This is a genomic window from Streptomyces sp. NPDC013317, from assembly GCF_055563155.1.
Genome location: NZ_JBVHDX010000002.1, coordinates 837,456 through 862,555 on the forward strand (window position 1 = coordinate 837,456; position 25,100 = coordinate 862,555).

25 protein-coding genes are annotated in these 25,100 nt (G+C 72.2%); 13 read left to right on the forward strand and 12 right to left on the reverse strand.

The genetic code is table 11. From position 1 onward, the window contains the following. Nucleotides 1–60: 60 nt before the first annotated feature. Both ACZ3IJ_RS08560 and mca read right to left on the reverse strand, forming a co-directional pair. Nucleotides 61–318 carry a hypothetical protein gene (locus ACZ3IJ_RS08560; protein ID WP_467466895.1) on the reverse strand — a complete coding sequence of 86 codons (258 nt, stop codon included), beginning with the start codon at nucleotides 316–318 and terminating at the stop codon, nucleotides 61–63. Continuing rightward, the gene (mca, locus tag ACZ3IJ_RS08565; protein WP_391798784.1) at nucleotides 311–1,192 is read right to left on the reverse strand and encodes a mycothiol conjugate amidase Mca; all 882 of its coding nucleotides are present in this window, start codon (nucleotides 1,190–1,192) and stop codon (nucleotides 311–313) included. Before mca ends, ACZ3IJ_RS08560 begins: the two co-directional genes overlap by 8 nt. Before the next feature lie 95 nt (nucleotides 1,193–1,287). On the opposite strand from mca, the gene ACZ3IJ_RS08570 reads away from it, so the two are divergent. From ACZ3IJ_RS08570 to ACZ3IJ_RS08585, 4 genes are all read left to right on the forward strand, one after another. Continuing rightward, on the forward strand, nucleotides 1,288–1,689 hold the full coding sequence (locus ACZ3IJ_RS08570) for a DUF4307 domain-containing protein (protein WP_467466896.1): 402 nt from the start codon (nucleotides 1,288–1,290) through the stop codon (nucleotides 1,687–1,689). A gap of 188 nt (nucleotides 1,690–1,877) precedes the next feature. Continuing rightward, nucleotides 1,878–2,375: a transcription elongation factor GreA gene (greA, locus tag ACZ3IJ_RS08575; protein ID WP_391798786.1), complete on the forward strand. Its 498-nt coding sequence runs from the start codon at nucleotides 1,878–1,880 to the stop codon at nucleotides 2,373–2,375. Nucleotides 2,376–2,474: 99 nt separating this feature from the next. Next, complete coding sequence (locus tag ACZ3IJ_RS08580; protein WP_467466897.1) at nucleotides 2,475–4,928, forward strand: protein kinase domain-containing protein; 2,454 nt, start codon at nucleotides 2,475–2,477, stop codon at nucleotides 4,926–4,928. A 4-nt stretch (nucleotides 4,929–4,932) separates the two neighbouring features. After that, the gene (locus ACZ3IJ_RS08585; protein WP_467466898.1) at nucleotides 4,933–7,245 is read left to right on the forward strand and encodes a protein kinase domain-containing protein; all 2,313 of its coding nucleotides are present in this window, start codon (nucleotides 4,933–4,935) and stop codon (nucleotides 7,243–7,245) included. Nucleotides 7,246–7,269: 24 nt separating this feature from the next. Here ACZ3IJ_RS08585 and ACZ3IJ_RS08590 read toward each other — a convergent pair whose 3' ends face one another. From ACZ3IJ_RS08590 to ilvA, 3 genes are all read right to left on the reverse strand, one after another. Further along, nucleotides 7,270–8,115: an ABC transporter permease gene (locus tag ACZ3IJ_RS08590; protein WP_467466899.1), complete on the reverse strand. Its 846-nt coding sequence runs from the start codon at nucleotides 8,113–8,115 to the stop codon at nucleotides 7,270–7,272. After that, the gene (locus ACZ3IJ_RS08595; protein ID WP_467466900.1) at nucleotides 8,112–9,143 is read right to left on the reverse strand and encodes an ATP-binding cassette domain-containing protein; all 1,032 of its coding nucleotides are present in this window, start codon (nucleotides 9,141–9,143) and stop codon (nucleotides 8,112–8,114) included. The genes ACZ3IJ_RS08590 and ACZ3IJ_RS08595 overlap by 4 nt, the downstream gene beginning before the upstream one ends. Before the next feature lie 121 nt (nucleotides 9,144–9,264). After that, on the reverse strand, nucleotides 9,265–10,494 hold the full coding sequence (gene ilvA, locus ACZ3IJ_RS08600) for a threonine ammonia-lyase (RefSeq protein ID WP_467466901.1): 1,230 nt from the start codon (nucleotides 10,492–10,494) through the stop codon (nucleotides 9,265–9,267). 147 nt (nucleotides 10,495–10,641) lie between these two features. Here ilvA and ACZ3IJ_RS08605 point away from each other — a divergent pair, with 147 nt between their 5' ends. From ACZ3IJ_RS08605 to ACZ3IJ_RS08620, 4 genes are read left to right on the forward strand one after another with little or no spacing between them, the layout of a single operon-like run. Continuing rightward, a complete protein-coding gene (locus tag ACZ3IJ_RS08605; RefSeq protein WP_352190124.1) occupies nucleotides 10,642–11,157 on the forward strand; it encodes a MarR family winged helix-turn-helix transcriptional regulator in 516 nt (171 codons plus the stop codon). Between the two features lie 31 nt (nucleotides 11,158–11,188). After that, entirely contained in the window at nucleotides 11,189–11,653 is a 465-nt protein-coding gene (locus ACZ3IJ_RS08610; RefSeq protein WP_467466902.1) for a sigma factor-like helix-turn-helix DNA-binding protein, read from the forward strand. Further along, nucleotides 11,650–11,901: a hypothetical protein gene (locus ACZ3IJ_RS08615; protein ID WP_467466903.1), complete on the forward strand. Its 252-nt coding sequence runs from the start codon at nucleotides 11,650–11,652 to the stop codon at nucleotides 11,899–11,901. Before ACZ3IJ_RS08610 ends, ACZ3IJ_RS08615 begins: the two co-directional genes overlap by 4 nt. A 44-nt stretch (nucleotides 11,902–11,945) precedes the next feature. Beyond that, entirely contained in the window at nucleotides 11,946–12,137 is a 192-nt protein-coding gene (locus ACZ3IJ_RS08620; RefSeq protein WP_467466904.1) for a DUF1059 domain-containing protein, read from the forward strand. A gap of 75 nt (nucleotides 12,138–12,212) precedes the next feature. On the opposite strand, the gene ACZ3IJ_RS08625 is transcribed toward ACZ3IJ_RS08620, so the two are convergent. Next, nucleotides 12,213–13,367: a cystathionine gamma-synthase gene (locus ACZ3IJ_RS08625; RefSeq protein ID WP_467466905.1), complete on the reverse strand. Its 1,155-nt coding sequence runs from the start codon at nucleotides 13,365–13,367 to the stop codon at nucleotides 12,213–12,215. A 73-nt stretch (nucleotides 13,368–13,440) separates the two neighbouring features. On the opposite strand from ACZ3IJ_RS08625, the gene ACZ3IJ_RS08630 reads away from it, so the two are divergent. From ACZ3IJ_RS08630 to ACZ3IJ_RS08640, 3 genes are all read left to right on the forward strand, one after another. After that, the gene (locus ACZ3IJ_RS08630) at nucleotides 13,441–14,550 is read left to right on the forward strand and encodes a hypothetical protein (RefSeq protein WP_467466906.1); all 1,110 of its coding nucleotides are present in this window, start codon (nucleotides 13,441–13,443) and stop codon (nucleotides 14,548–14,550) included. A 93-nt stretch (nucleotides 14,551–14,643) separates the two neighbouring features. After that, nucleotides 14,644–15,306: a peptide-methionine (S)-S-oxide reductase MsrA gene (msrA, locus tag ACZ3IJ_RS08635; protein WP_467466907.1), complete on the forward strand. Its 663-nt coding sequence runs from the start codon at nucleotides 14,644–14,646 to the stop codon at nucleotides 15,304–15,306. Between the two features lie 244 nt (nucleotides 15,307–15,550). Then, entirely contained in the window at nucleotides 15,551–17,224 is a 1,674-nt protein-coding gene (locus tag ACZ3IJ_RS08640; RefSeq protein WP_467466908.1) for an ABC-F family ATP-binding cassette domain-containing protein, read from the forward strand. Here ACZ3IJ_RS08640 and ACZ3IJ_RS08645 read toward each other — a convergent pair. Further along, nucleotides 17,207–17,563 (reverse strand): DUF1330 domain-containing protein, encoded by a 357-nt coding sequence (locus ACZ3IJ_RS08645; RefSeq protein WP_467466909.1) that lies wholly within the window; start codon nucleotides 17,561–17,563, stop codon nucleotides 17,207–17,209. The two genes, ACZ3IJ_RS08640 and ACZ3IJ_RS08645, sit on opposite strands and share 18 nt — an antisense overlap. A gap of 132 nt (nucleotides 17,564–17,695) precedes the next feature. After that, a complete protein-coding gene (locus ACZ3IJ_RS08650; protein WP_467466910.1) occupies nucleotides 17,696–18,748 on the reverse strand; it encodes an NAD(P)-dependent alcohol dehydrogenase in 1,053 nt (350 codons plus the stop codon). Nucleotides 18,749–18,889: 141 nt separating this feature from the next. On the opposite strand from ACZ3IJ_RS08650, the gene ACZ3IJ_RS08655 reads away from it, so the two are divergent. Continuing rightward, nucleotides 18,890–19,750 (forward strand): helix-turn-helix domain-containing protein, encoded by an 861-nt coding sequence (locus ACZ3IJ_RS08655; protein ID WP_467466911.1) that lies wholly within the window; start codon nucleotides 18,890–18,892, stop codon nucleotides 19,748–19,750. Nucleotides 19,751–19,841: 91 nt separating this feature from the next. Here ACZ3IJ_RS08655 and ACZ3IJ_RS08660 read toward each other — a convergent pair whose 3' ends face one another. Both ACZ3IJ_RS08660 and ACZ3IJ_RS08665 read right to left on the reverse strand, forming a co-directional pair. Beyond that, nucleotides 19,842–21,110 carry a L,D-transpeptidase gene (locus tag ACZ3IJ_RS08660; RefSeq protein ID WP_467466912.1) on the reverse strand — a complete coding sequence of 423 codons (1,269 nt, stop codon included), beginning with the start codon at nucleotides 21,108–21,110 and terminating at the stop codon, nucleotides 19,842–19,844. Between the two features lie 357 nt (nucleotides 21,111–21,467). After that, nucleotides 21,468–21,809, reverse strand: coding sequence for a hypothetical protein (locus ACZ3IJ_RS08665; RefSeq protein WP_467466913.1), 342 nt, complete (start codon nucleotides 21,807–21,809; stop codon nucleotides 21,468–21,470). A gap of 109 nt (nucleotides 21,810–21,918) precedes the next feature. Here ACZ3IJ_RS08665 and ACZ3IJ_RS08670 point away from each other — a divergent pair, with 109 nt between their 5' ends. Beyond that, entirely contained in the window at nucleotides 21,919–22,179 is a 261-nt protein-coding gene (locus tag ACZ3IJ_RS08670) for an LAETG motif-containing sortase-dependent surface protein (protein ID WP_467466914.1), read from the forward strand. Nucleotides 22,180–22,252: 73 nt separating this feature from the next. On the opposite strand, the gene hutH is transcribed toward ACZ3IJ_RS08670, so the two are convergent. Both hutH and ACZ3IJ_RS08680 read right to left on the reverse strand, forming a co-directional pair. Then, nucleotides 22,253–23,794, reverse strand: a complete 1,542-nt coding sequence (gene hutH, locus ACZ3IJ_RS08675; RefSeq protein WP_467466969.1) for a histidine ammonia-lyase — start codon at nucleotides 23,792–23,794, stop codon at nucleotides 22,253–22,255. A gap of 108 nt (nucleotides 23,795–23,902) precedes the next feature. Then, nucleotides 23,903–25,018 (reverse strand): GGDEF domain-containing protein, encoded by a 1,116-nt coding sequence (locus tag ACZ3IJ_RS08680; protein WP_467466915.1) that lies wholly within the window; start codon nucleotides 25,016–25,018, stop codon nucleotides 23,903–23,905. Nucleotides 25,019–25,100 lie beyond the last annotated feature (82 nt).

Here is a 25,100-nt window from a genome sequence, read left to right on the forward strand (position 1 = left end):
GGGGGTCACCGCGGCGCGGGCCCTCCTCGGGGGGAGGGCCCGCGCCGCGGCGTACCGCCGCTACTCCCGCGCGGCCGTCTTGCCGCCCTGCGGGGCGGCGGGGGCCGGGGCGGCGGGCGCCTTCGGGTCCGGGGCCTCCTCGAAGGAGACCTTGCCCATGTGGCGGTTCATCGACTTCATCAGCATCCAGACGGCCACGGCCATCACCGCGAAGACGACGAAGCCGAGGACGCCGGGGGTGACCTTGTTCTTGTCCAGCTCTTCGGCGGCGAAGGGGACAAGCTGGGTCAGTGCCAGGTGTGCGCTCATGTCAGGCATTGTCGCGGATGCCCGCGAAGAGGTCGTCCTCGGGGAGGGAGGTGGGCACCAGCGACTTGCTGAGCTCGTACTCCTCCGTCGGCCAGACCTCCTTCTGGATCTCCATGGGGACCCGGAACCAGCCACCGTCCGGGTCGATCTGCGTACGGTGCGCGATCAGCGCCTTGTCGCGGATCTCGTAGAAGTCCGCGCAGGGCACGTGCGTGGTCAGCGTCCGCTCCTTGCGCTCGAACTCCTTCCAGCGCTCCAGCCACTCGCCGTAGGGCGACTCCATGCCCCGGTCGAGCAGCGCCTGGTGCAGGGCCATGGTGCGCGGCTTGTTGAAGCCCTGGTTGTAGTAGAGCTTCTGGGGCTGGAACGCGGGGCCGAACTCGGCCTCCGGGTACTTCTCGGTGTCCGCGGCGCCGTCGAAGGCCACCATCGTGATCTTGTGGGTCATGATGTGGTCGGGGTGCGGGTACCCGCCGTTCTCGTCGTAGGTCGTGATGACCTGCGGACGGAAGGCGCGGATCTTGCGGACCAGGGCTCCGGCGGCCGTGTCGACGTCCTCCAGGGCGAAACAGCCCTGGGGCAGCGGCGGCAGCGGGTCGCCCTCCGGCAGGCCGGAGTCGACGAAGCCGAGCCACTCCTGGTCGACGCCCAGGATCTCCCGGGCCTCGTCCATCTCCTTGCGGCGCACCTCGTGGATGTTCGCCTCGATGTAGGCGTCTCCCTGGAGCTTGGGGTTGAGGATGGAGCCGCGCTCGCCGCCCGTGCACGTGACCACGAGCACGTCCACCCCCTCGGACACGTACTTGGCCATCGTCGCCGCACCCTTGCTCGACTCGTCGTCGGGGTGGGCGTGAACGGCCATCAGTCGCAGCTGCTCAGTCAAGGCTCGATCCTCTGTGATGGGGCGTGGAGGGAGGTCTCTATAGTGACGGAACCGGGGGGCGGAAAATTCCCACCCCCGCGGCGAGAGGAACGATCATGAGCGCGGTGCGAGAGCGGCTGCCCGAGGGGCGCTACGGGCGTTCCGCGGACGAGCGCGCCGACCGCACGCTCAAGATCGCCGGCGCCGTGCTGGGCGTGCTGTTCCTCGGGCTTCTCGGCTGGTTCGGCTGGTTCTACGTGGTCGACAGCAAGATCAGCGCGGAGACGATCAAGTTCGACGTGGTGAGCGACACCGAGGTGCAGGTGCACCTGGAGGTCCGCAAGGACGCCGGTGCCGAGGGTGTCTGCACCCTGCGCTCACGCGCCGAGGACGGGGCCGAGGTGGGCCGCAAGGACGTCCGCTTCGACGAGGCGAGCGAGCGGATCGACCGTGTCGTCGCGATCCGTACGACCGCGCGGGCGACCAGCGCCGAGCTCATCGGGTGTACGGCGCGGTAGCAGTGGGTAGGCACCGGATGGCGCGTCGTCCGGGAGTCCGCGCTGACCAGGGATGACGTCATCTTGATGCTTTATGTCCTCCCCCTTTTCGCCACTAATTGTTAGGCTCGTGGTTTCGCCCGCTCAGGAAGGACAATTCTTCCGGGTAGGGCGATGCTTTGTATTCCCAGTACCTACGAGGAGCACCTGTGACCCAGACCAGCGACAACGTCACCTGGCTCACCCAGGAGGCGTACAACCAGCTCAGGGCCGAGCTGGAGTACCTGTCTGGTCCCGCGCGAACCGAGATCGCCGCCAAGATCGCCGCGGCGCGCGAGGAGGGCGACCTGCGCGAGAACGGCGGGTACCACGCGGCCAAGGAGGAGCAGGGCAAGCAGGAGCTCCGGGTCCGCCAGCTGACCCAGCTGCTCGAGCACGCCAAGGTGGGCGAGGCCCCGGCCGACGAGGGCGTCGTCGCCCCCGGCACGGTCGTCACGATCGCGTTCGACGGCGACGAGGACGACACGACGACCTTCCTGCTGGCCTCGCGCGAGTACGCGAGCAGCGACATCGAGACGTACTCGCCGCAGTCCCCGCTCGGCGTGGGCGTCAACGGCAAGAAGGCGGGCGAGGACGCCGAGTACGAGCTGCCGAACGGCAGGACCGCCTCGGTGAAGATCCTCAGCGTGAAGCCCTACACCGGCTGAGCCGCCGGCGACGATCACGGGCCGGACCCCTTCGGGGGTTCGGCCCTTCGCCTTTCATGGACATGTAATGATCGGGACCTGACGTCACGTCACAGGGGGATGACACAGGTGCTGGGACCACTGCGCGAGGACGCGCCGGGGCGGATCGGACCGTACGAGATCCTGGCGCGGCTCGGCGCCGGCGGCATGGGCGAGGTGTTCCTGGGCCGGCTGCCCGGCGAGGGCACCTTCGTGGCGGTGAAGACCGTACGACGGGACGTCGCGAACGAGCCCGCCTTCCGTGACCGCTTCCGGCGCGAGATCAAGGTCGCCGGACTCGTGCGGAGCGCCTGGGCGGCCGCCCCGGAAGGCGGGGACGCCGATGCCCGGGTGCCCTGGCTGGCGACCGCGTACGTCCCCGGACCGAGCCTGTCGCAAGCCGTGCGGCGGGGCGGCGCGCTGCCGGTGGCGACCGTGCGGGAGCTGGGCGCCGGGATCGCCCGCGCTCTCGCCGACCTGCACACGGCCGGCGTGCTGCACCGGGACCTCAAGCCCGGCAACGTCATGCTCTCCGTCGACGGGCCGCGCCTGATCGACTTCGGTATCGCCCGGAGCACCGGCGCCACGACGATGACGGCGACCGGGATGATGGTCGGCACCCCCGCCTTCATGTCGCCCGAGCACGTCGCGGGTGCGCGCCATGTCACCGGCGCTTCTGACGTCTTCTGCCTGGGCTCGCTGCTCTGCTACGCGGCGACCGGCGAGGACCCCTTCGGGGACGGGCCCCTGGCGGCCGTCCTCTACCGCGTCTCCCAGGCCGAGGCGGACCTGGCCCGCGTCCCTGAGGAGCTGCGGGACGCCATCGCCGCGTGCCTGCGCCTCGACCCGGCCGAGCGGCCCACACCGGCCGAGCTCGTGGAGCTCCTGGGCGGCGAACGGCGGCCCGCGTGGCCCGAGAGCGTACGGGAGCACATCGGGGAGTACGGGCGGGAGCTCGCGCAGCTCGTGGCGTCGGGAGGCCCGCTCCGGGCGGTCCCGGCGACCGCACCCGCCGCGGCCCCGGGTCTCGACCAGCTGCCGACGATGCCGCCGGCACCGGCGGCGCCCACCGCTCCGCAGGACCCCCCGCGCCGGAAGCGCCGGGCGCTCGTCGCGGCCGCGGTGGCCCTCGCGGTGGTCGCCGGCGGGGTGGGCACGTATCTGCTCCGGCCGGAGGCCGAGCGTAAGCAGCCCCCGGCGAAGGCGGCCCCACCGGCGGCCACCGCCCCCAAGGCCGCCGGCGTCGACGACCGCGGGCTCCCCGACGCCTCCGGTGTCGTCCCGCAGAACACGGCCCAGCGACCGGCCGGCTGGAAGCCGTGGAAGGCGAAGCTGAGCGCGCCGGCGTTCGGCTGCTCGGCGGGCGAGTCCGTGGTGGTGTGCCGGACGACGGACGGGCGGTACGAGGCGCTGGACACGGCGAGCGGTAAGGGGCTGTGGGAAGCGGACCTGGTGGAGGACCCGCGCGACAACGAGAGTTTCATCGGACCCACCGGAGGGATCTTCGTGGCGGGCGGCACCGCCGCCCCCGCCGTCCACGAGTCGTCCGCGGTCCTGCTCTCCGGCGGCCGCCTCCAGGTGCGGGACACCCGCAGCGGCGAGGTGCGCTGGGAGAAGAAGGGGCCCGGCGGAGGCGGCCTGAACACGCAGCCGATCGTGGCCGACGGTGCGGTGTACGTCCCGACCGGCGACGACATCAGCGGCCGCATGACCGCCTTCGCGCTGGCGGACGGCCGCGAGCTGTGGTCCAAGGCGCTGACCAACACCAACCTGGCACGCGCGGAGTTCCGCGACTTCGAGCCCGTCGCGTACGCGAACGGGCTGGTGTACGCGTTGAGCGACGCCGGGTTCGTCGCCTACGACGGGAAGACGGGCAACCAGCGGGGCCAGGTGCCGCCGGAGGCCGTGTCCTGCGACAGCCTGCACATCCAGGGCCGGCTCGCGTACTGCGCGCCGCTGGACGCGACCAACGAGGACGCGCTCACGCTCTACGTGCTGGACTCCACCACGCTCGCCCCCGTGGGCAGCGGACGGCTCGCGGTGCCCGCCGCCGTCGCCGAGTCGGGAGCGTGGCCGACCGCCGCGTCCCCGGAGGTGGCCGTGGTCTTCGACCAGGGGCCCGAGAGCTGGTCCGACTGGGGCACCACCCGCAACCACAGCGGCCTGCACGTCCTCTCCCCGACCACCGGCAAGAGCCTGGGCCACTACCCCGGGCCCGCTCTCGTCTCGGCGGACGGCACCAAGCGGCAGCGGGCCTCCGATCCGCTGATCGCGGGCGACGCCCTGGTGTACGCGGACTTCTCGTCCCTGCGCGTGGTGCCCCTGGGCAAAGGCGGAACGCCCGGGCGAGAACGCGTGGTGCCGGTGCCTGGGGCTCCGGGGCCACGCGCCGAGGCGACCTACGAAGGCTCGGGCAGCACCGATCTGGCCCAGGAGATCCGTTCGCCCGAGGTCCTCCCGATCGGCGGCATCGCCCACATCGTGTACGACACGGGGGTCGTCATCTCCGTCGCACTCCCCGACGGTAAGGAGTAGTTCCTTGCTGGAAGCACTGCCCGCCGGGCAGCCCCCACGCCTCGTCGGCCCCTACCGGCCGCTCGCCCGGCTCGGCGCGGGCGGTATGGGCGAGGTCCATCTGGCGTGCCGGGCGGACGCGCCGACGGCCGATCCGTACCGGATGGTCGCCGTGAAGACCGTCCGGGAGGACCTGGAGGTCGACGGCGACTTCCGGACCCGCTTCCGGCGCGAGATCACGGCCGCGCGAGCCGTGAACAGCCCGTACGCGGCGCTGCTCGTCGACTCCGACGCGGACGCGGCCGTGCCCTGGCTGGCGACCGAGTACGTCCCCGGGCCCTCACTCGCCGAGGCGGTCACCCGGGCGGGCGCGCTGCCGGTCGACGCCGTACGGGCGATGGGCGCGGCGCTCGCCCGGGCGCTGGAGTCCGTGCACACGGCGAAGGTGCTGCACCGGGACCTGAAGCCCGCGAACGTCCTGCTCGGCGCCGCCGGGCCCAAGCTCATCGACTTCGGCATCGCGCAGGCCTTCGAGGCGACGGCTCTCACGTCGACGGGGCTCGTGGTGGGCTCGCCGGGGTTCATGTCCCCGGAGCATCTGATCGGCAGCCGGGCGGTCGTGCCCGCGTCGGACGTGTTCTGTCTGGGCGCGGTCCTCGCCTTCGCGGCGAGCGGGCGCGGGCCCTTCCACGACGAGGAGATGGCGTCGGTCGTCTTCCGGATCAGCCGGGCGGACGCCGAACTGGAGGGCGTACCACAGGAGTTGCGACCGGTTGTGGAGCGGTGCCTCCGGCTCGACCCGGCGGAGCGGCCGTCCGCCGCGGAGCTGGTGGCACTGCTCGGCGCGGAGGTCCCGGCGGCCTTCCCGTGGCCGGGCGGGGTGCTCTCGCTGCTGGCGGAGTACGGGGATTCCGCGCGGCGGATCGGCGAGGCGGCGGCGTCCGGGGCGGGCGTGGCCGACCTGCCGACGCTCGCCCCCCAGGTCCCGTACTCCCCCACGGCCGCGGGGATCCGGCCGGCCGTCACCGAGACGCGGGAACGGCGCAGGCCGTGGGGACGGATCGCGGCAGGCGCGGTGACCGTGGCCGTCCTGGCGACCGTGGGTGTGGTGCTGCTCGACCGGACGGGCGGGCAGGGCGGCGAGGGCGAGCAGGGCGGTTCGGCGGGGGCGTCGCCGAGCGGCGGTGTGCGGTCGAGCAGCGGGCCACCCGGCGCGAGCGCCGGGCCCGCCGCCCTCGACCATGTGATCCAGCCCTTCGGCGGCGAGGGCCATGCCGGCGACTTCGGCAAGGACGGTTCCGACCGCTCGGCCCGCCCGGCCGGCTGGTCGCCCTGGGCCACCGGCACGGGCGCGGGCGTCGGCCCGTGCGCGCTGGGCCCGGAGATCCTGGTCTGCTCGGGCGACGGCGGCGCGGCCGTGGCGCTGCGGGCCGCCGACGGGAAGAAGCTGTGGTCCAAGCCGTCGACGGGCGATCAACTGCAGGTCGGCGCGCAGTACCCGGCGGTCGTCGGGGAGGTCGCCTGGATGACCGGGCGCGACGGACTCGTCGGGTACCGGCTGAGCGACGGCAGGCAGGTCGGGCGGGTGGCCGCGCCGGGGGGCGTGTTCGGCGTCAAGGGGACGGACCTGCACGACGGCGTCCTGTACACGACCTACGTCGACACCACGGACTTCGAGAAGCCGTCCGGCCTGGTGACGGCGGTCCCGCTGTCGGGGGACGGCACTCCGAAGGAGCGCTGGCGGCAGCCGATCAGCGTCTTCCCCGAGTCCCCCGTGGTCTCGGGCGGGCAGGTCTACGTCCCCGGGAACGGCACCGTACTGGCGCTGGACGCCCGCACGGGCAAGCAGACGGCCCGGGCCCAGGGCCTCGAAGGCTGCTACCGGATCATCGTCGGCGCGCGCCGCGTGCTGTGTCCGCAGGCGGGCCAGGACGGCGTCGAGGTCCTCGACGCCCGGACCCTGAAGCGGGAGCGGACGGTCGGGCGCGGGACGCAGGTCACGGCCCTGGCGGTGAACTCCGCGGGGGTGGTGGCCCTGAGCGACGGCGACACGCTCTCGACGTACGACCTGAAGTCGGGCGCGGAACGCTGGCGCCGGGCCGCCGGTGGGCAGTGGGTGGCGTTTGCCGGTGACCGGGTGCTGACCGGGAGGCAGTCGACGGTCACTTCGGTTCCGCTGACCGACCCGCCGGACGACCCCGTGTGGAGGGCGTTCAACACGCCCGAGGGAACGGCCGCCGTGGAGGGCGAGGACGTGGCCACCGGCGCGGTCGCCGCCGGCGGGGCCGTCTTCATCGGCCTCGCCGGCGGCGTCGTCGTCTCGGGTTACGCCCCGTAGCCGGACAGCGCTGGGCGGTCGCCGCTAGGCGGTCGCCGAGCGGTACTTGCGGACCGACAGCGTCCTGAACACCACGATGATCAGCACCGACCAGATGATCGACGCCCACACCGGGTGCTGCATCGGCCAGGCGTCGGACGTCGAGACGCCCGGGTTGCCGAACAGGACGCGGCACGCCTGGACCGTCGCGCTGAAGGGGTTCCACTCGGCGATCGGCTGCAGCCAGGACGCCATCTGCGCGGAGTCCACGAACGCGATCGAGATGAACGTGACCGGGAAGAGCCAGATCAGCCCGCCGGACGTGGCGGCCTCCGGTGTGCGGACCGAGAGGCCGATCAGGGCTCCGATCCAGGAGAAGGCGTAGCCGAGGAGGAGCAGCAGGGCGAACGCGCCCAGCGCCTTCGGAACGCCCTCGTGGATGCGCCAGCCGACCAGGAGGGCGACGATCGCGAGAACGACCACGGTGAGGGCGGTCTGGACCAGGTCGGCGAGGGTGCGGCCGGTGAGGACCGCGCCACGGGCCATCGGCAGGGACCGGAAGCGGTCGATCAGGCCCTTGTGCATGTCGTCGGCGATGCCGGCGCCCGCGCCGGCGGTGGCGAAGGTGACCGTCTGGGCGAAGATGCCGGCCATCAGGAACTCCCGGTAGACGGCAGGGGAGTTGGTGCCTCCGATGGTCATGGAGCCGCCGAACACGTAGCTGAAGAGCACCACGAACATGATCGGCTGGATGAGCCCGAAGATGACCATCTCGGGAATGCGGGACATCCGGATCAGGTTGCGCTTGGCGACGACGAGCGAGTCGCCGATGGACTGGGCGATGCCGCCGCGCGGCTTCGGGGCCGCGACGGCCTCGTTCACTGCGGTCACTTCGCCGTCTCCTTCCGGTCGCGGCCGCGGCCCTTGGCGTCCTGCGCCGCCTCCCCCGGCTCCTCTTCCTCCCCCTCGGCCGCGTGGCCGGTCAGCGAGATGAAGACGTCGTCGAGGGTGGGGCGGCGCAGACCGATGTCGTCGATCTCGACGCCCACGGTGTCCAGGTCGCGGATGACCTCGGCCAGCAGCTTGGCTCCGCCGGTGACCGGGACGGTGAGTTTGCGGGTGTGGTTCTCGACGGAGACCTCGCCGTGGCCGATGCCCGCGACGCCGTAGCGGGCGAGGACGTCACGCGCCGGGGGGATCATCTCGGGTTCGTGGACGACGACCTCGACGCGCTCGCCGCCGGTCTGGGCCTTGAGCTGGTCAGAGGTGCCGCGGGCGATGACCTTGCCGTGGTCGATGACGCAGATGTCGTGGGCCAGGTGGTCGGCCTCCTCCAGGTACTGCGTGGTCAGGAGGAGGGTCGTGCCGCCCGCGACGAGCTCCTGGATGACCTCCCAGAGCGCCTGCCGGTTCCGCGGGTCGAGCCCGGTCGTCGGCTCGTCCATGAACATCACGGGCGGGGAGACGACGAGGGCCGCGGCCAGGTCGAGCCGGCGGCGCATGCCGCCGGAGTACGTCTTGGCGGTGCGGTCGGCCGCGTCGGCGAGGTTGAACCGCTCCAGCAGCTCGTCCGCCCGCGCCTTCGCCCGCTTGGCGTTCAACTGGTAGAGCTGCCCGACCATCTGGAGGTTCTCGCGGCCGGTCAGGTACTCGTCGACGGCGGCGAACTGGCCGGAGAGGCCGATCGAGCGCCGGACCTCGTTGGGGTGCCTCAGTACGTCGATGCCCGCGACGAGCGCCTTCCCGCTGTCCGGCTGGAGGAGTGTGGTCAGCACGCGCACGGCGGTCGTCTTCCCCGCGCCGTTGGGGCCGAGCAGGCCCAGGACCGTGCCCTCGGGTACGTCGAGGTCCACGCCGTCCAGAGCTCGTACGTCACCGAAGGTCTTCACCAGACCCTCGGCGTAGATCGCGCCTGGCATGTGGGTTCTCCCAGGGATTTGGGCGTTTCCGCCCAAGTTTAGGTTTGGACGACGGCCGCCGCCCACCGAATGTGTGACCCGGACCACACGCTAACGCGATACATCGCGACTCACAAGGGGATTACGCCATCACCACGTACCCCGCGTCCCGCAGCGCCGCCTCGACCTCCCGGCAGTGCTCGGGGCCCTTCGTCTCCAGGTGCAGCTCCACCTCCGCCTCCGTCAGCCCCAGCCGCGGATCGGTGCGCACATGGCTCACGTCGAGGACGTTGGCGTCCACCACCGTCAGCACCGCGAGCAGCGTCGCCAGCGCGCCCGGCCGGTCCGTCACCCGCAGCCGCAGGCTCAGATAGCGGCCGCCGGCCGCCATGCCGTGCCGCAGGACCCGCTGCATCAGCACCGGATCGACGTTCCCGCCCGACAGGACCGCCACCACCGGCCCCTGGAACGCCTTCGGGTCGCTCAGCAGCGCCGCGACCGGGCTCGCGCCGGCCGGTTCGACGACCAGCTTCGCCCGCTCCAGACAGAGCAGCAGCGCCGAGGAGAGGGCGTCCTCGGAGACCGTACGGATCTCGTCCACGTACTCGCGCACGATCGCGAACGGCACGTCGCCCGGCCGCCCGACCTTGATCCCGTCCGCCATCGTCATGGGCGAGCCGATGGCCACCGGATGCCCCGCGGCCAGCGACGGCGGGTAGGCGGCCGCTCCCTCCGCCTGCACGCCGATCACCTTCACGTCGGGGCGTACGGACTTCACCGCGAGCCCGACACCGGCCACGAGCCCTCCCCCGCCGACGCCCACCAGGATCGTGCGGACCTCCGGGCACTGCTCCAGGATCTCCAGGCCGACCGTGCCCTGCCCCGCGATGATGTCCGGGTGGTCGAAGGGATGGATGAAGACCGCGCCGGTCTCCGCCGCGTACTCCTCCGCCGCCGCCAGCGTCTCGTCCACGACCTGACCGTGCAGCCGCACCTCGGCGCCGTACTCCCGGGTCGCCGCGACCTTCGGCAGCGGGGCGCCGACCGGCATGAAGACCGTGGAGTGCACCCCGAGGAGCGCGGAGGCGAGGGCGACGCCCTGCGCGTGGTTGCCCGCCGACGCGGCGACGACGCCGGCCGCCCGCTGCTCGGGGCGGAGCCCGGCGATCCGTACGTACGCGCCGCGCAGCTTGAACGAACCCGTTCGTTGAAGGTTCTCGCACTTGAGGTGGACCGGGGCTCCCACCAGCGAGGACAGATGCCGGCTCCCCTCCATCGCGGTCATCCGGGCCACCCCCGACAACATCTTCTGCGCCCCGCGCACGTCGTCGAGGATCAGTGGATGCAAGGGGTCTGGCCGACGGAAGCTCATGACAGCAAGTCTCGCAGCTCAAGGGGCTGGTGGCCGCCCGGCGAGAGGTCGTCGCAGTCGGTTTGCGCAGCGCAGGTACGGACCCACGCGGGTCCGCGTACTCTGTCCCCCACCAACCGACCACCGCACGAGAGAGCCCCCACAGCCATGCCCACATCTCAGGACATGACGACTGAGCTTGACCCCGGTCTCCTCGATGCCCTCCAGCACCAGGTGGCCGTCTTCGCGCGCCGGGCCGAACAGACCCGCCTCGGCGGCACCGGCCAGCTCCGCAACTCGATGGACCGGGCGGCGTACCTGCTCCTGAACCGGCTCGACCAGGAAGGTCCGATGGGCGTCAAGGCGCTCGCGGCGGGCATGGGCATCGACTCCTCGACCGTCACCCGCCAGGTCGCCCCGCTCGTCGACACGGGCCTGGTCAAGCGCACCTCGCACCCCGAGGACGGGCGTGCGGTCGTGCTCCAGCTCTCCCCGCGCGGCCTGGCCCGCCTGGAGGAGGTCCGCGCCTCGCGCCGCGAGCTGATGGCGCAGGTGACGGAAGGCTGGACGCCGGCGGAGCGCGAGTCGTTCTGCACCCTGCTCACCCGCTTCAACTCCGCGCTCTCCGCGCGGCAGTCGGGCCTGCCGCCCGCCACCGACACGGAGTCCGGCGCGACCTCTTGACCCCGGCCGTCCGCTGTCCTCATATGAGGACGTGCGAGATCGAGAGGACGGCCGGTCGGGCGGGAACCGCTTCCGCGCCCGGCAGTTCGAGGCGTTCACGGCGGGGGCGGCGGGCCGGCTGCTGCATGCCGCGACGCTGCTGACCGCGGAGACGCGGGACGCCAATCCGCGCGCCCAGGCGCTGTTGACCGCCTCCCTCGCCCACACCTACGCCCACTGGGACCGGCTGCGCGGCGAGGATCCGTACGACCGCACCCGTGCCGACCTCGCCGCCCGCTTCGCGCGCACCGCCTGGCGGCACCACCGCGGCCGGGGCGGGCTCCTCTCCGCGCTCACCCCGCAGGAACGTCTCGTCGTGGTGCTGCGGCTGTACGAGGGGGTGGCCGAGGAGCAGACCGCGGCCCTGCTCGGACTGGCCGAGGAGCGCGTGCGGGCCATCTGCGCGCGGTCCGTCTCCGCGCTGCGGGACCGGCGCGGCGGGAGCCTCGCCTCGTGAGCAGGTACGAGGACAAGGAGGACGAGGTGCGGCGGATGCTGGAGTCCCCGCACCCGCAGGTCCCGGCCGAGCTGCTCGCGCGGGCCGTGACGCGCGGCGGCCGGCTGCGCCACCGCGACCGGGCCGTCCGCCGGGCCCTGTGGTCGCTGCTCGTCGTGGCCGTGCTCGCGTTCGCCGTCTGGGCGACGGTGGCCGAGCCCTGGAGCGTGCCGCCCGCGGAGACGACGCCACCGCTCGAAGGCTGGTGACGGCGGACTTAGCCTGGAAGGAGCGGGCGAGTCGAGGAGGATTCATGACCAGGAAAGTCGCCGACTGCCGCAAGGAACCGAGCGTGATGAACTGCACCCTCACCATCATCGGCGAGGAGGACGAGGTCGTGAAGGCGGCCTCCGAACACGCGGTCTCCGTGCACGGGCACGAGGACACCCCCGAGCTGCGCACGATGGTCCGGGAATCCCTGGAGGACGAGAAGGTCCCGGCCTGACGGACGGGACCCGCGGAAGGGAACACGCTGCAGGGCGTCCCCGGCTCGGGGGCGCCCGGCAGCGTGCCGTACCTCCTAGCCCAGCGCCTGGCGCAGGTCCGCCAGCAGGTCGTCCACGTTCTCGATGCCCACGGAGAGGCGGACCAGGTCGGCCGGGACCTCCAGGGCCGAGCCCGCGACGCTGGCGTGGGTCATCCGGCCCGGGTGCTCGATCAGCGACTCGACGCCGCCCAGGGACTCACCGAGGGTGAAGAGCTTCGCGCGGTTGCAGACCGCGACCGCCGCCTCCTCGCCGCCCTCCACCCGGAAGGAGATCATTCCGCCGAAGGACTTCATCTGCTTGGCGGCGATCTCGTGGCCCGGGTGCTCCGGCAGGCCCGGGTAGAGGACCTGGGTGACCTTCGGGTGCTGCGTCAGCATCTCCACGATCTTTCCCGCGTTCTCGCTGTGCCGGTCCATGCGGACGGCGAGCGTCTTGATGCCGCGCAGCACGATCCACGAGTCGAACGGACCGGCCACCGCGCCCATCGCGTTCTGGTGGTACGCCAGTTCCTCGCCGAGCGCCTCGTCGGCCGTCACCAGGGCGCCGCCCACGACGTCCGAGTGGCCGCCCATGTACTTCGTCAGCGAGTGCACGACGACATCCGCGCCGAGCGACAGCGGCTGCTGGAGATAGGGCGAGGCGAAGGTGTTGTCGACGACGAGCTTCGCGCCCGCCGACCGGGCGACGGCCGCGACGGCCGCGATGTCGGTGATGCCGAGCAGCGGGTTCGACGGGGTCTCGACCCAGATCACCTTCGTACGGTCGTTGACCGCGGCGCGCACCGCGTCGACGTCGGAGGTGTCGGCCACGGAGAAGTCCACGCCCCAGCGCTGGACGACCTTGGCGAAGAGCCGGAAGGTGCCGCCGTAGGCGTCGTTCGGGATCACCACGTGGTCGCCGGGGGCGAGCAGCGTCCGCAGGAGGCAGTCCTCGGCGGCGAGGCCGGAGGCGAAGGCCAGTCCGCGGCGGCCGCCTTCGAGGGCCGCGAGGTTCTCCTCGAGCGCGGTGCGCGTGGGGTTGGCGCTCCGGCTGTACTCGTAACCCCCGCGCAGCCCGCCCACGCCGTCCTGCTTGTACGTGGAGACCTGGTAGATCGGCGGGACGACCGCGCCGGTCAGCGGGTCGGCGGTGTTGCCCGCGTGGATCGCGCGGGTCTCGAAGCTCTGGTGGATGTGCTCATCGCTCATGGGTCAGGAGCGTAGTCGCGAGGGCCGGGGACCGCCGCCCGATGTCTCAGGGAGTGTCCTGGACAATGGACACATGGAGATTCTCTGGTTCCTGATGGCGATGGCTCTGCTGATCGCGGTCGTGACCCCGTACGTGAGGCGCCGCCGGTCCGGCGTCGGCATCCGTCAGGTCGCGCCCGGCTCGCCGGACGCCGCCGACCCCGAGGCCTACGGCTTCCTGCGCCAGGAGGAGCAGGACGTACGGATGCCGGGGCCGGACCGGGATCTGCTCGACGTGCTCGACGTGGTCCAGGCGACCCAGGACTGGCGGGCGGCCTCGCAGCTCCTCGCCGGCACGGAGAAGGCGGGCGAGGTCCGCTGGCAGCGCGTCCAGGCGTTCGCGGGCGCGGCCTCGCTGGAGCTCCAGCAGAAGCCCGGGGTCGGCGGCGCGTGGCTGCGGGCCTGGCGGGCCGACTCGCCGAGGGACCCGGGCGGGGCCGCCGTCCACGCCGAGTTCCTGGTGCAGCAGGCCTGGCGCTCCTCCTCGGCGGGCAGCGACGACTTCCGGATCATCCTCGAAGAGGCGAAGAAGGTGAGCGAGGAGGCGGCCCTGCTCGCCCCCGGCGACCCCGTCCCGTACATCGTGCAGCTCGCGGTCGCGCGGGGACTCGGCTACAGCCACGAGGAGTTCGACCAGGTCTGGGCGAAGATCATCGACCGCGCGCCGCAGCACATGGGCGCGCACCTGGCCGCGCTGCACTACTGGTGCGAGAAGTGGCACGGCTCGCGTGAGGACGCCGACCGGTTCGCGACCGCGGCCGCGGCACGCGCCCCGCAGGGCTCGCTGCTCGCCGCGCTGCCGCTGTTCGCGGTCTACGAGCACCTGCCGGAGATCGTGCTCGTCCAGGACTTCTTCCGTACCGAGGTCGTGCGCAAGGCGATGGAGGGCGCGCTGTACGCGGTCCACTCGGCGCGCGCCGACGACCCGATGCTGGCGCACGTCCGGCACCTGCTGGTCCTCTTCCTGGTCCGCGGGGAACGCTGGCAGGAGGCCATGCACCAGCTGGTCCACGTGGACGGCCACGTGGGCGCCCTGCCGTGGACGCTGACCGAAGACCCGGCGGCGGAGTACACGGTGTACCGGAACCTGGCCGTCGCGGGCTACGAGGCCAACGGCGGAAGCCCGGCGACCCTGCCGCACTGACGCACGGGGAGACACGCGCTCTGCCGGACCCCGGGGGAATCCCTCCCGGGGTCCGGACGTTGTGCGTAACGCCCACCGTCGAGGAGATGCCGCATGTTCCTGTCACGCACCCCTGTCCTCCCCACGCCCGAGCAGGCGCTCAAGGGCCGGTCCGAGTCCGAGTTCGCGGTTCCCGAGCGCCATACCGTGCTGGGCACGCCGCTGCTCGGCCCGTACCCCGAGGGCCTCGAGGTGGCCGACTTCGCCCTGGGCTGCTTCTGGGGCGCCGAGCGCAAGTTCTGGCAGACCGAGGGCGTCTTCACGACCCTGGTCGGCTACCAGGGCGGGATCACGCCGCACCCCGTCTACGAGGAGGTCTGCTCGGGCCTCACGGGCCACACCGAGGTCGTCCGGGTCGTCTTCGACCCGTCGAAGGTCTCGTACGAGCGGCTGCTCAAGCTCTTCTGGGAGTCCCACGACCCGACCCAGGGCTTCCGCCAGGGCAACGACGTCGGCACCCAGTACCGCTCCGCCGTCTACACCCACTCCGACGCCCAGGCCGACGCCGCCGACGCCTCTCGCGCGGCGTACCAGAAGGTCCTGACCGGCTCCGGGTACGGCACGATCACCACGGAGGTGCTGCCGGCCGAGGGCCGCGCCTTCTACCCGGCCGAGGGCTATCACCAGCAGTACCTGGACAAGAACCCGGCCGGCTACTGCGGCATCGGCGGTACGGGAGTCTCCTGCCCGATCGGCGTCGCGAAGGCCGACGGCTGAGACCGTCCTGAGGGGCAGGCCCCACGCAGGGCCCCACGCACGCGGACCGCCCGCCCGGAAATCCACGCGACCCGGGCGGGCGGCGTCGTTACACTCGGTCGCATGGGTTCGTTCTACTTCTTTCTCCGATTCCGGCCGCGGACACGGTCCGACCCGCTGATCCGGCGCCCCTGGGGCGCGGCGGCGATGGTCCCGGTGTCCTCTTCCCGGCCCGAACGCACCCCAGCCGTCAGGGAAAGATCCCATGCGCGACCGCGCCCAGTCGACCTTGAAAAACGTCTCCGTCTCCTACGGGGACCGCTCCGTCCTCGAACGGCTCACGCTCACCGTCCGCCCCGGCGAGAAGGTCGCCGTCATCGGTGAGAACGGCTCCGGCAAGTCCACCCTTCTCCGGCTGCTCTCGGGTGCGGAGGCCCCCGACGACGGCGAGGTGACCGTCCGCTTCCCCGGCGGCGTCGCGCGGCTCGCGCAGACGCTCGCCGAGACCTTCGGCCTCGGCCCCGAGCACACCGTGCGCGACGCCGCCGACGCCGCGCTCGCCGAACTCCGCGCCATGGAAGGGGAGATGCGGGCCGCCGAGGAGCGGCTCGGCTCCGCGACCCCCGAGGAACTCGTCGCGTACGGCGAGTTGGCCGCCCGGTACGAGGAGCGCGGCGGGTACGAGGCCGATGCCCGGGTCGACGCCGCGCTGCACGGGCTCGGCCTCGGCCACGTCCCGTACGAACGCCGCGTCGGCACGCTCTCCGGCGGGGAGCAGTCACGGCTCGCCCTCGCCTGCGTCCTCGCGTCGGGCGCCGAGCTGCTGCTCCTCGACGAACCGACGAACCATCTCGACCGGGCCGCCGCCGGCTGGTTGGAGGAACGGCTGCGCACCCACCGCGGCACGGTCGTGGCGGTCACCCACGACCGGGGATTCCTGGAGGGGATGGCGACCACGATCCTGGAGGTCGACCGCGACACCCGGGCGGTGACCCGGTACGGCGACGGCTGGCACGGCTACCGCGCGGCGAAGGCCGCCGCCCGGCGCCGCTGGGCCCAGCAGCACGAGGAGTGGCGCGAGGAGCTGGCCCGCACGGAGGAGTTGGTGGCCGCGGCCGGGCAGCGGCTCGCGGGGTCCGGGAAGGACCCCCGGCAGGGGTTCGGCAAGCACCGCCGCTCGCACGAGAACAAGCTGTCCGGGCAGGTCAGGGCGGCCCGTGTACGGCTCGAACAGCTACGGAGGGATCCGGTGCCGGCCCCGCCGGAGCCGCTGCGGTTCACGGCCCGGCTGACGACCGCCGGCCCTCGGGCCACGACACCCGCGGACGGCGGGCCGGGGTCGGACGGTGGTCCCGGGCGGCACGACGGCGTGCTCGCCGAGCTGGACGACGTCGTGGTCGGCGAGCGGCTGCGGATCGGCGCGCTGCGGATCGCACCCGGCGACCGGCTGCTCGTCTCCGGGCCCAACGGGGCCGGGAAGACGACCCTGTTGCGGGTTCTCGCCGGGGATCTGCGGCCCGACAGCGGCACGGTCGTCCGGTCGGGCCGGGTCGGCTACCTGGCCCAGGAGCTGCCTGCCGTACCGTCCGCGAAACCGCTGCTCGCGGCGTACGCGGCGGGCCGCCCCGGTCCGCCCGAGGAGCACGCGGAGGAGCTGCTCGCCCTCGGTCTCTTCCGGGAGGAGGACCTGGCCGTTCCGGTGGCCCGGCTCTCCGTGGGGCAGCAGCGCCGGCTGGAGCTGGCCCGGCTCGTGACCCGGCCGGCCGACCTGCTGATCCTGGACGAGCCGACCAACCATGTGGCGCTCTCCCTGGTGGAGGAGCTGGAGGCGGCACTCGCCGCCTTCGAGGGCGCGGTGGTCGCGGTCTCCCACGACGCGCGCTTCCGCGCGGGCTTCGGCGGGACGCCGCTGGAGCTCCGCTCAGGCCGTACCGGCTGACGCGGCGCGCATCGCGGCGGCGGTCGACGCCGGGTCGTAGCCGGGCGGGACGCCGTCGATCAGCAGGATGTCGCCCGGGATGTGGCGGGTGCGCAGCGGGAGGATCTCCTGGTAGGCGGCGGAGTCGTACCAGTCGCGGGCGGCCTCCATCGAGGGGAAGGCGATCATGACGAGGGCGTCGGGCCACTCCCCCTCCCTCACCTCCCGTTCGGGAGCGCCGTGCACGAGGAAGCGGCCGCCGTAGGGGTCGAGCGTGGACTGGATGCGCTCGATGTAGACGAGGACCTCCTCGTGCGGAGCGGTCTGCGGGCGGAGGTTCGCGAGGGCGTATGCGGTCATGACGCAAGGGTGCCGGGACATGCCGTACGGGGTCGATTACCCCGGAGGTCATGCCCCGGCACCGGCGCGAACCGAGGGCCTGCGGACCGCCCACGGGCCCGAAGACCCGAGGGTCCCCAGGTCCCCAGGTCCTCAGATCGTCGACGTGTCGATCACGAAGCGGTACCGCACGTCGCTCGCGAGCACCCGCTCGTACGCCTCGTTGATCCGGTCGGCGCTGATCAGCTCGATCTCCGCGCCCAGGCCGTGCTCCGCGCAGAAGTCGAGCATCTCCTGCGTCTCGGCGATACCGCCGATCGCCGAGCCGGCGAGAGTCTTGCGGCCGAGCATCAGCGGGAACAGGTTGAGCGAGATCGGCTCCTCGGGAGCGCCGACGTTCACCAGCGCGCCGTCCGTCCGCAGCAGCCCGAGATAGGCGGCGAAGTCGAGCGGGGCCGAGACCGTGGAGATGATCAGGTCGAAGGAGCCGGCGAGCTCGGTGAAGGTCCGCGGGTCGCTGGTGGCGTGGTAGTGGTCGGCACCCAGCTTGCGGCCGTCCTCCTGCTTCTTCAGCGACTGGCTGAGCACGGTCACCTCGGCGCCCAGGGCGTGGGCGATCTTGACGCCCATGTGGCCGAGGCCGCCGAGACCGACGATCGCGACCTTCTTGCCCGGGCCGGCCTGCCAGTGGACGAGCGGCGAGTAGAGGGTGATGCCGGCGCAGAGGAGCGGGGCGGCCTCGTCGAGGGCGATGCCCTCGGGGATGCGCAGGGTGTAGTTCTCGTCGACGACGATGTGGGTGGAGTAGCCGCCGTAGGTCGGCTCGCCGTCCTTGCCGAGGGCGTTGTACGTGCCCGTCGAGCCGCCCGTGCAGTACTGCTCCAGGCCCTGGCGGCAGTTCTCGCACTCGCGGCAGGAGTCGACGAAGCAGCCGACGCCGACGCGGTCGCCGACCTGGTGCCGGGTGACGCCGGGGCCGACCTCGGTGACCACGCCGGCGATCTCGTGGCCGGGCACCATCGGGTAGATGCCCTCACCCCAGCCGTCGCGGGCCTGGTGGATGTCGGAGTGGCAGATGCCGGCGTACTTGATCTCGATCAGGACGTCGTGCTCGCCGACCGGGCGGCGCGGCACGGTGGTGCGCTCCAGCGGGGCGTTGGCGGCGGGGGCGGCGTAGGCGGGGACGAGGGAGACGTTCGTGGTCATGGCGACCAGCCTGCCGGAGCGGCCGCCGTCCACCCAGACCTCTGCTCTGCCTACGTCCAGCGTGCCTACCACTGGCAGGGTCAGGAACACCTGCCCGTCCCGTCGTACGGCCTGGGATAATCGGGACGCATGGATGGCCGCATGGACCTCAGTGCCGAACTCAGTGAATTCCTGCGCTCGCGCCGGGCCCGGCTGAAGCCGGAGGACGTGGGTCTGCCGGATTTCGGGCGTCATCGTCGCGTACCGGGGCTGCGCCGGGAGGAGCTCGCGCAGCTGGCGGGCGTGTCCGTCGCGTACTACACCCGCCTCGAGCAGGGCAACGGGCGCAACGTGTCCATGGAGGTGCTGGACTCGATCGCGCGGGCGCTGCGGCTGAACGACTCCGAGCGGGCGCATCTGACGCATCTGGCCAAGCCGACGGCGAAGAAGAAGCAGCACCGCTCGGCGATCGTCCGGCCCCAGCACGTGCGGCCCGGTCTGCAGCACCTGCTGGACTCGATGGAGTCCGTCCCGGCCCTCCTCGTCGGCCGCCGCCTCGACATCCTCGCCTGGAACCGGATGGCTCGGGCGTTGCTCGGCGACTTCGTCGCGATGGAGCCGGAGGAGCGCAACATGGCCCGGCTGGTCTTCCTCGGGCCGAACGCGCGTGATCTGTACCTGGAATGGGAGTGCAAGGCGACCGAGGTGGTGAGCGTGCTGCGGCTGTACGCGGGCTGCTACCCGGACGACCCCGCGCTGCTCGCGCTGGTCGGCGAACTGTCGGTGAAGAGCGAGGAGTTCCGCTCGCTGTGGGCGGCGCACACCGTCGCGGACAAGGGGCACGGCAGCAAGAAGCTGCGGCACCCGCTGGTGGGCGAGATGACGTTGCAGTACGAGTCGCTCAAGGTCTCCGGGACGGACCCGGACCTGGTGCTCGTGACGTACCAGGCGGAGCCGGGGACGGCCTCGGCGGACGCGCTGGGGCTGCTGGCGCAGTGGGGCGTGGAGGAGGTCGTCCGGTAGGCCGGCCTCTGCCGCACGCCATGACCGGATGACAGCGGCGGCCCCCTCCGTCCTCGGAGGGGGCCGCCGCTGTCGTCGGTACGGGACGGGATCAGACCGCCGAGCCGGCCTTCCACGCCGACCAGCTCATGTTCCAGCCGTTGAGACCGTTGTCGGGGGCGATCGTCTTGTCCTTGGAGTTCTTCACGACCACGACGTCGCCGACGATCGAGTGGTCGTAGAGCCAGGCGGCCTGCTGCTTCGGGTCGCCCGCGCCCTTGACGTCGTTCAGGCCCACGCAGCCGTGGCTGGTGTTGGCCGAGCCGAAGATCGAGTCCGGGCCCCAGTAGTTGCCGTGGATGAACGTGCCCGAGGTGGACAGGCGCATCGCGTGCGGGACGTCCTTGATGTCGTACTCGCCCTTGCCGTCGTCGTCCGTGAAGCCGACGGTGGCGCCGTTCATCCGGGTCTCCTTGAACTTCTCGGAGATCACCATCTGACCGTTGTAGGTCGGGTTCTCCGGAGAGCCGGCGGAGACGGGGATCGTCTTGACCGTCTTGCCGTCCTGCGTGACCGTCATGGTCTTGGTGGCGACGTCGACGGTGGAGACCTGGTTGCGGCCGATCTTGAAGGTGACGGTCTTCTGCTGGACGCCGTAGACGCCCTGGGCGCCCTCGACGCCGTCGAGGTCCAGCTTCAGCGTGACGGTCGAGCCCTCGGTCCAGTAGCTCTCGGGGCGGAAGTCCAGGCGCTGGGAGTTGAACCAGTGCCCGACGACCTCCTGGCCGCTGCTGGACGACACCTTGATGCCGCCCTGGACGGCGGCCTTGTCGGTGATGGCCTTGTTGAAGTTGATCGAGACCGGCATGCCGACGCCGACGGTGGAGCCGTCCTCGGGCGTGAAGTTGCCGATGAAGCTGTTGGCCTGGGAGACGGTGGTGAAGGAGGAGTTCTCGTGCGCCTCCAGACCGTCCGCGTCCTTGGCGGTGGCGGCGATCTTGTAGAGGGTGGCGCGCTTGAGCTGCTCGGCCGGCTGCCAGCTCGTCCTGTCGGCCGACATCTCGCCCTTGACGGCCTCGCCGTCCTGGGTGGTCATCGTGACCTCGGTCAGCGTGCCCTCGGTGACGGTGACCTTGGCGTCCTTGTTGATCGAGGCGTTGTCGGCGCCGTTCTTGGGCGCGATGGATATCTGCGCCTTCGACGTCTTCTGCGCCGCGGCCTCGTCGACCTGAGCCTGTGACTGCGCCGACGCGGAGCTGTCGGCCGCGCCGCCCTTGTCCCCGTCGCTGCACGCCGAGAGCACCAATACGCCACCGAGCACCGCGGCAGCCGCCGCCAGGCCCTTGCGGCGCTTGCTGTCCGTCATCACACGCTTCTCCATCGTCGCCGATTCCCTGCCCACACTCGTCTGAACATCCATGACACCCCGCCCGGTTCCGGAAGCGGGGGCTTTGTGGGGAACACCACTGATCAACACGCGCAAACGGTCCTTCCGGTTCCGCACACTGCTCCCGCACACGAGAGCCGCACACGAAACCCGCACACTGCTCCCGCACACGAAACCCGCACACTGCTCCCGCACACGAGACCCGCGCACGGAGCCCCTCGGAGAGCCCCACTCGGATCCTCGCGGGGACGCGTACCCGGGATGCGTGCGCGGACTCCCCATGGGAGAGCCCCGGGGTGTGCGACGCCTCACAACGTCGCCCCGGGGCTCCTGGCAGGGCGTGCCGCGCTGCTAGGCCGTCTCTTCGTCGTCTTCCTCGTCCCCATCCTCCTCGTCGAGGTCCCACTCCTGGGCGTCGGGGTCGTAGTCGATCTCCTCGCTGGTCCAGGAGGCCTGGACCAGGTCGACGCCGGGGACGTCCCTGACGAGGTCGAAGGGCTCGATCAGGTACGCCAGCGCCTCGGCGCTGTCCTCGTGGACCGCGGAGCGGGCGTGCACACGCTCCTCGTCGGGCATGAACTCGTCGGTCTCGATCCGCCCGACGGCCGCGCCCGTCAGCTTCTCGGCCTCGGCGATCTCCAGGACGACTTCCACTCGAAGCCGTACATAGCGCGATGTCTCGGAAGTGCTCATACGTCGGAGAGTAGGCCGCCCGGGCTCCCGACTTTCCTGCGACCCGCTGTGTTCATTAGCATCGGCGCACCGACCAATTCGCGGTTTCCGCAAGGAGGATCGAATCTCTGTGTCCGTCGCTCGACGTCCGCTGCTGACCGCCACGGCGGCCGGGGCGCTGCTCTTCGCCCTGTGGTTCGTCCCGTCCGCGAACGCGACCGACGAGGGTCGCGTCAGCTCCTCCGAGCAGGAGCGCGCGGCGAGCGGGGCACGGCTCGCCGAGACGGGCGGGCCGAACACGACGCCGTACGTGATCGGCGGGACGGGATTCCTCGCGGTGGGCGCCGGGTTCGTGGCGCTGGCGATGAGACGCGGCGGCCGGGCGTACTGAGACGCGCGAAGAACGACACAGGCGGCCGCCCCCTGCCGGGGTGGCCGCCTGTGTCATGAACGGGTGCGGTCCGTCACGCCAGCGGGCCGGTGACGGGCTCCACGGCGGCGACGAGCCTCCCCTCGCGTACGAAGGCGTCGGCCGCCGCCAGGTCGGGGGCGAGGAAGCGGTCCGGACCCGGGCCCTCGACACCCGCGGCGCGCAGGGCCTCGATGGCGGCCTGCGAGGCGGGGGCGGGGGTGAGGCCGCGGCGCAGCTCGATTCCGCGGGTGGCGGCGTAGAGCTCGACGGCGATGATCCGGTTGAGGTTGCCGATGGCCGTGCGCAGCTTGCGGGCGGCGGACCAGCCCATGGAGACGTGGTCCTCCTGCATGGCGGAGGACGGGATGGAGTCGGCGGAGGCCGGGACGGCCAGCCGCTTCATCTCGCTGACCAGGGCGGCCTGGGTGTACTGGGCGATCATCAGGCCCGAGTCCACGCCGGCGTCGTCGGCGAGGAACGGGGGCAGGCCGTGGGACCGGTTCTTGTCGAGGAGCCGGTCGGTGCGGCGCTCGGCGATGGAGCCGAGGTCGGCGGCGGCGATGGCGAGGAAGTCGAGGACGTACGCGACGGGGGCGCCGTGGAAGTTGCCGTTGGAGCGCACCTGGCCGTCCGCGAGGATCACGGGGTTGTCGACGGCGGAGGCGAGCTCGCGCTCGGCGACCGTACGGGCGTGGGCCATGGTGTCGCGGCCGGCGCCGGCCACCTGCGGGGCGCAGCGCACGGAGTACGCGTCCTGGACGCGCGGGGCCTCCTCCTCCTGGAAGTGGCCGGTGAGCCCGGAGCCCTTGAGCACGGCGAGCATGTTGGCCGCGGACGCGCCCTGGCCCGGGTGGGGGCGGATCGCGTGCAGCTCGGGCTCGAGGACCTTCTCGGTGCCGAGGAGGGCTTCGAGGGAGAGGGCCGCGGTGATGTCCGCGGACTTGTAGAGGGTGTCGAGGTCGGCGAGGGCCATGATCAGCATGCCGAGCATGCCGTCGGTGCCGTTGAGGAGGGCGAGGCCCTCCTTCTCGCGCAGTTCGACGGGCTGGATCCCGGCGGCGGCCAGCAGCTCGCCCGCGGGCTTCACGGTGCCGTCGGGGCCCTCGGCGTCACCCTCGCCCATGAGGGTCAGGGCGCAGTGCGAGAGCGGCGCGAGGTCGCCGGAGCAGCCGAGGGAGCCGTACTCGTGGACGACCGGCGTGATGCCCGCGTTGAGGACGTCGGCCATCGTCCGGGCGACCTCGGGGCGGACGCCGGTGTGGCCGGAGGCGACGGTCTTGAGCCGGAGGAACATGAGCGCCCGCACGACCTCCCGCTCCACGCGCGGACCCATGCCGGCGGCGTGCGAGCGGACGATGTTGCGCTGGAGCTGCGCCCGCAGCTCGGGGCTGATGTGCCGGGTGGCGAGGGCCCCGAACCCGGTCGAGACGCCGTACACGGGCTCGGGCTTGGCGGCGAGCGCGTCGACGACGGCACGGGAGTCGGCAAGCGCCTGCACGGCCTCGGGGGACAGCTCGATGCGGGCGCCGTGGCGGGCGACGTCGATGACGTCCTGGAAGGTGGTTCCGGACGTGCCAAGGACGACTGAGTGCATATCCATATTCAGCACCCTACGGACTGAAGACCTCCATGTCACTAGTCGGCCGCCGGACGAGCCCTTACCAGGGTCCGGGCGGCGCCCGTACGGAGTCCGTACGAGGTCCTAGACCGGCGGCGCGTCGCGGAAGCGCCTGCGGTCGCGAGCCCCGGGCGGGGCGTCGGCGAGGCGGATGACCGTGCCGTCGCGGCCCGCCACCACCGGCTTCACCGAGCGGGCCGCCTTGGCCTGGTACTGGGCGGCGTCGGCCAGTCGGAAGAGGCGGCGGGCGGACTTGACCGGACCGATGGGGTCGCCCGTGGAGGCCACTCCGCAGGCGACGCCCTCACCCAGCTCCAGTTCGCCCGCGCGGACGCAGAGTTCGTCGGCGACGGCCACCACCTCGTCCGACGTCGGGCCGACCGAGAGCAGACAGAACTCGTCGCCGCCGAGGCGCGCCGAGAGGGCGCCGGGGAGCATCGCCCCGCACCGGGAGAGCACCGAGCCGAACCGTTCCAGGAGCCGGTCGCCGACCGCGTGCCCATGGGTGTCGTTGACCCGCTTCAGACCGTTCAGGTCGCAGACCACCAGGCTCACCACGGAGCCGTCCGCCCGGTAGCGCTCGATCGCCTCGTCGAGCCGGGTGTCGACCGCGCGACGGTTGGCGAGGCCGGTCAGCGGGTCGGTGAAGGCCAGCTTGCGGACCTCCTCCAGGCGCTCCGACTGGGCGATGCCCGCAGCGACCACCGCCGCGAGCACCGCGGCGAAGTCCGCGTCGTCGCGGCCGAAGACCGGCACCCCGGCCGGTCGGGCCACGTACAGCTCGCCCCAGGCCCTGCCGTGCAGCACGACCGGCGCGACCACGCAGCAGCCGCGCCCGCGCCGGCGCAGTCCGGTGACACGGCCGGTCGGGAGGCGGTCGCCCGCGGTCTCCACCCAGGCGTCCGGCTCGCCGCCGCCCGCCCACCGCGCGTGCAGGAACTCGGTGATCTCGGGGAACTGGTGCACGGGATACGTCTCGGCGTCGGGGAACTCCTCCTCCCCCACCGCCCGCTCTCCGGCGTTCACCAGCACCTTGAGCCGGCCGTGGTCACGTTGCCAGACCGACAGGGCGGCGAAGCTCCCGCCGAGCGCGTCGCGGGCACCCAGCGCCGCGGCCCGCCAGAACTCGCGCGGGGTGTGCGCCGCCGCCATCGCCTGCGCCAGCGCCACTACGGCCCGCAGCCGCACATCCTCTCCCATTCCTCCAGCTTAGGGACGTTTCATCCCTTTTTACGTGTGGAGCATCACGGAAAGTGACAATCCGGGAGGAATCCGGGACGAA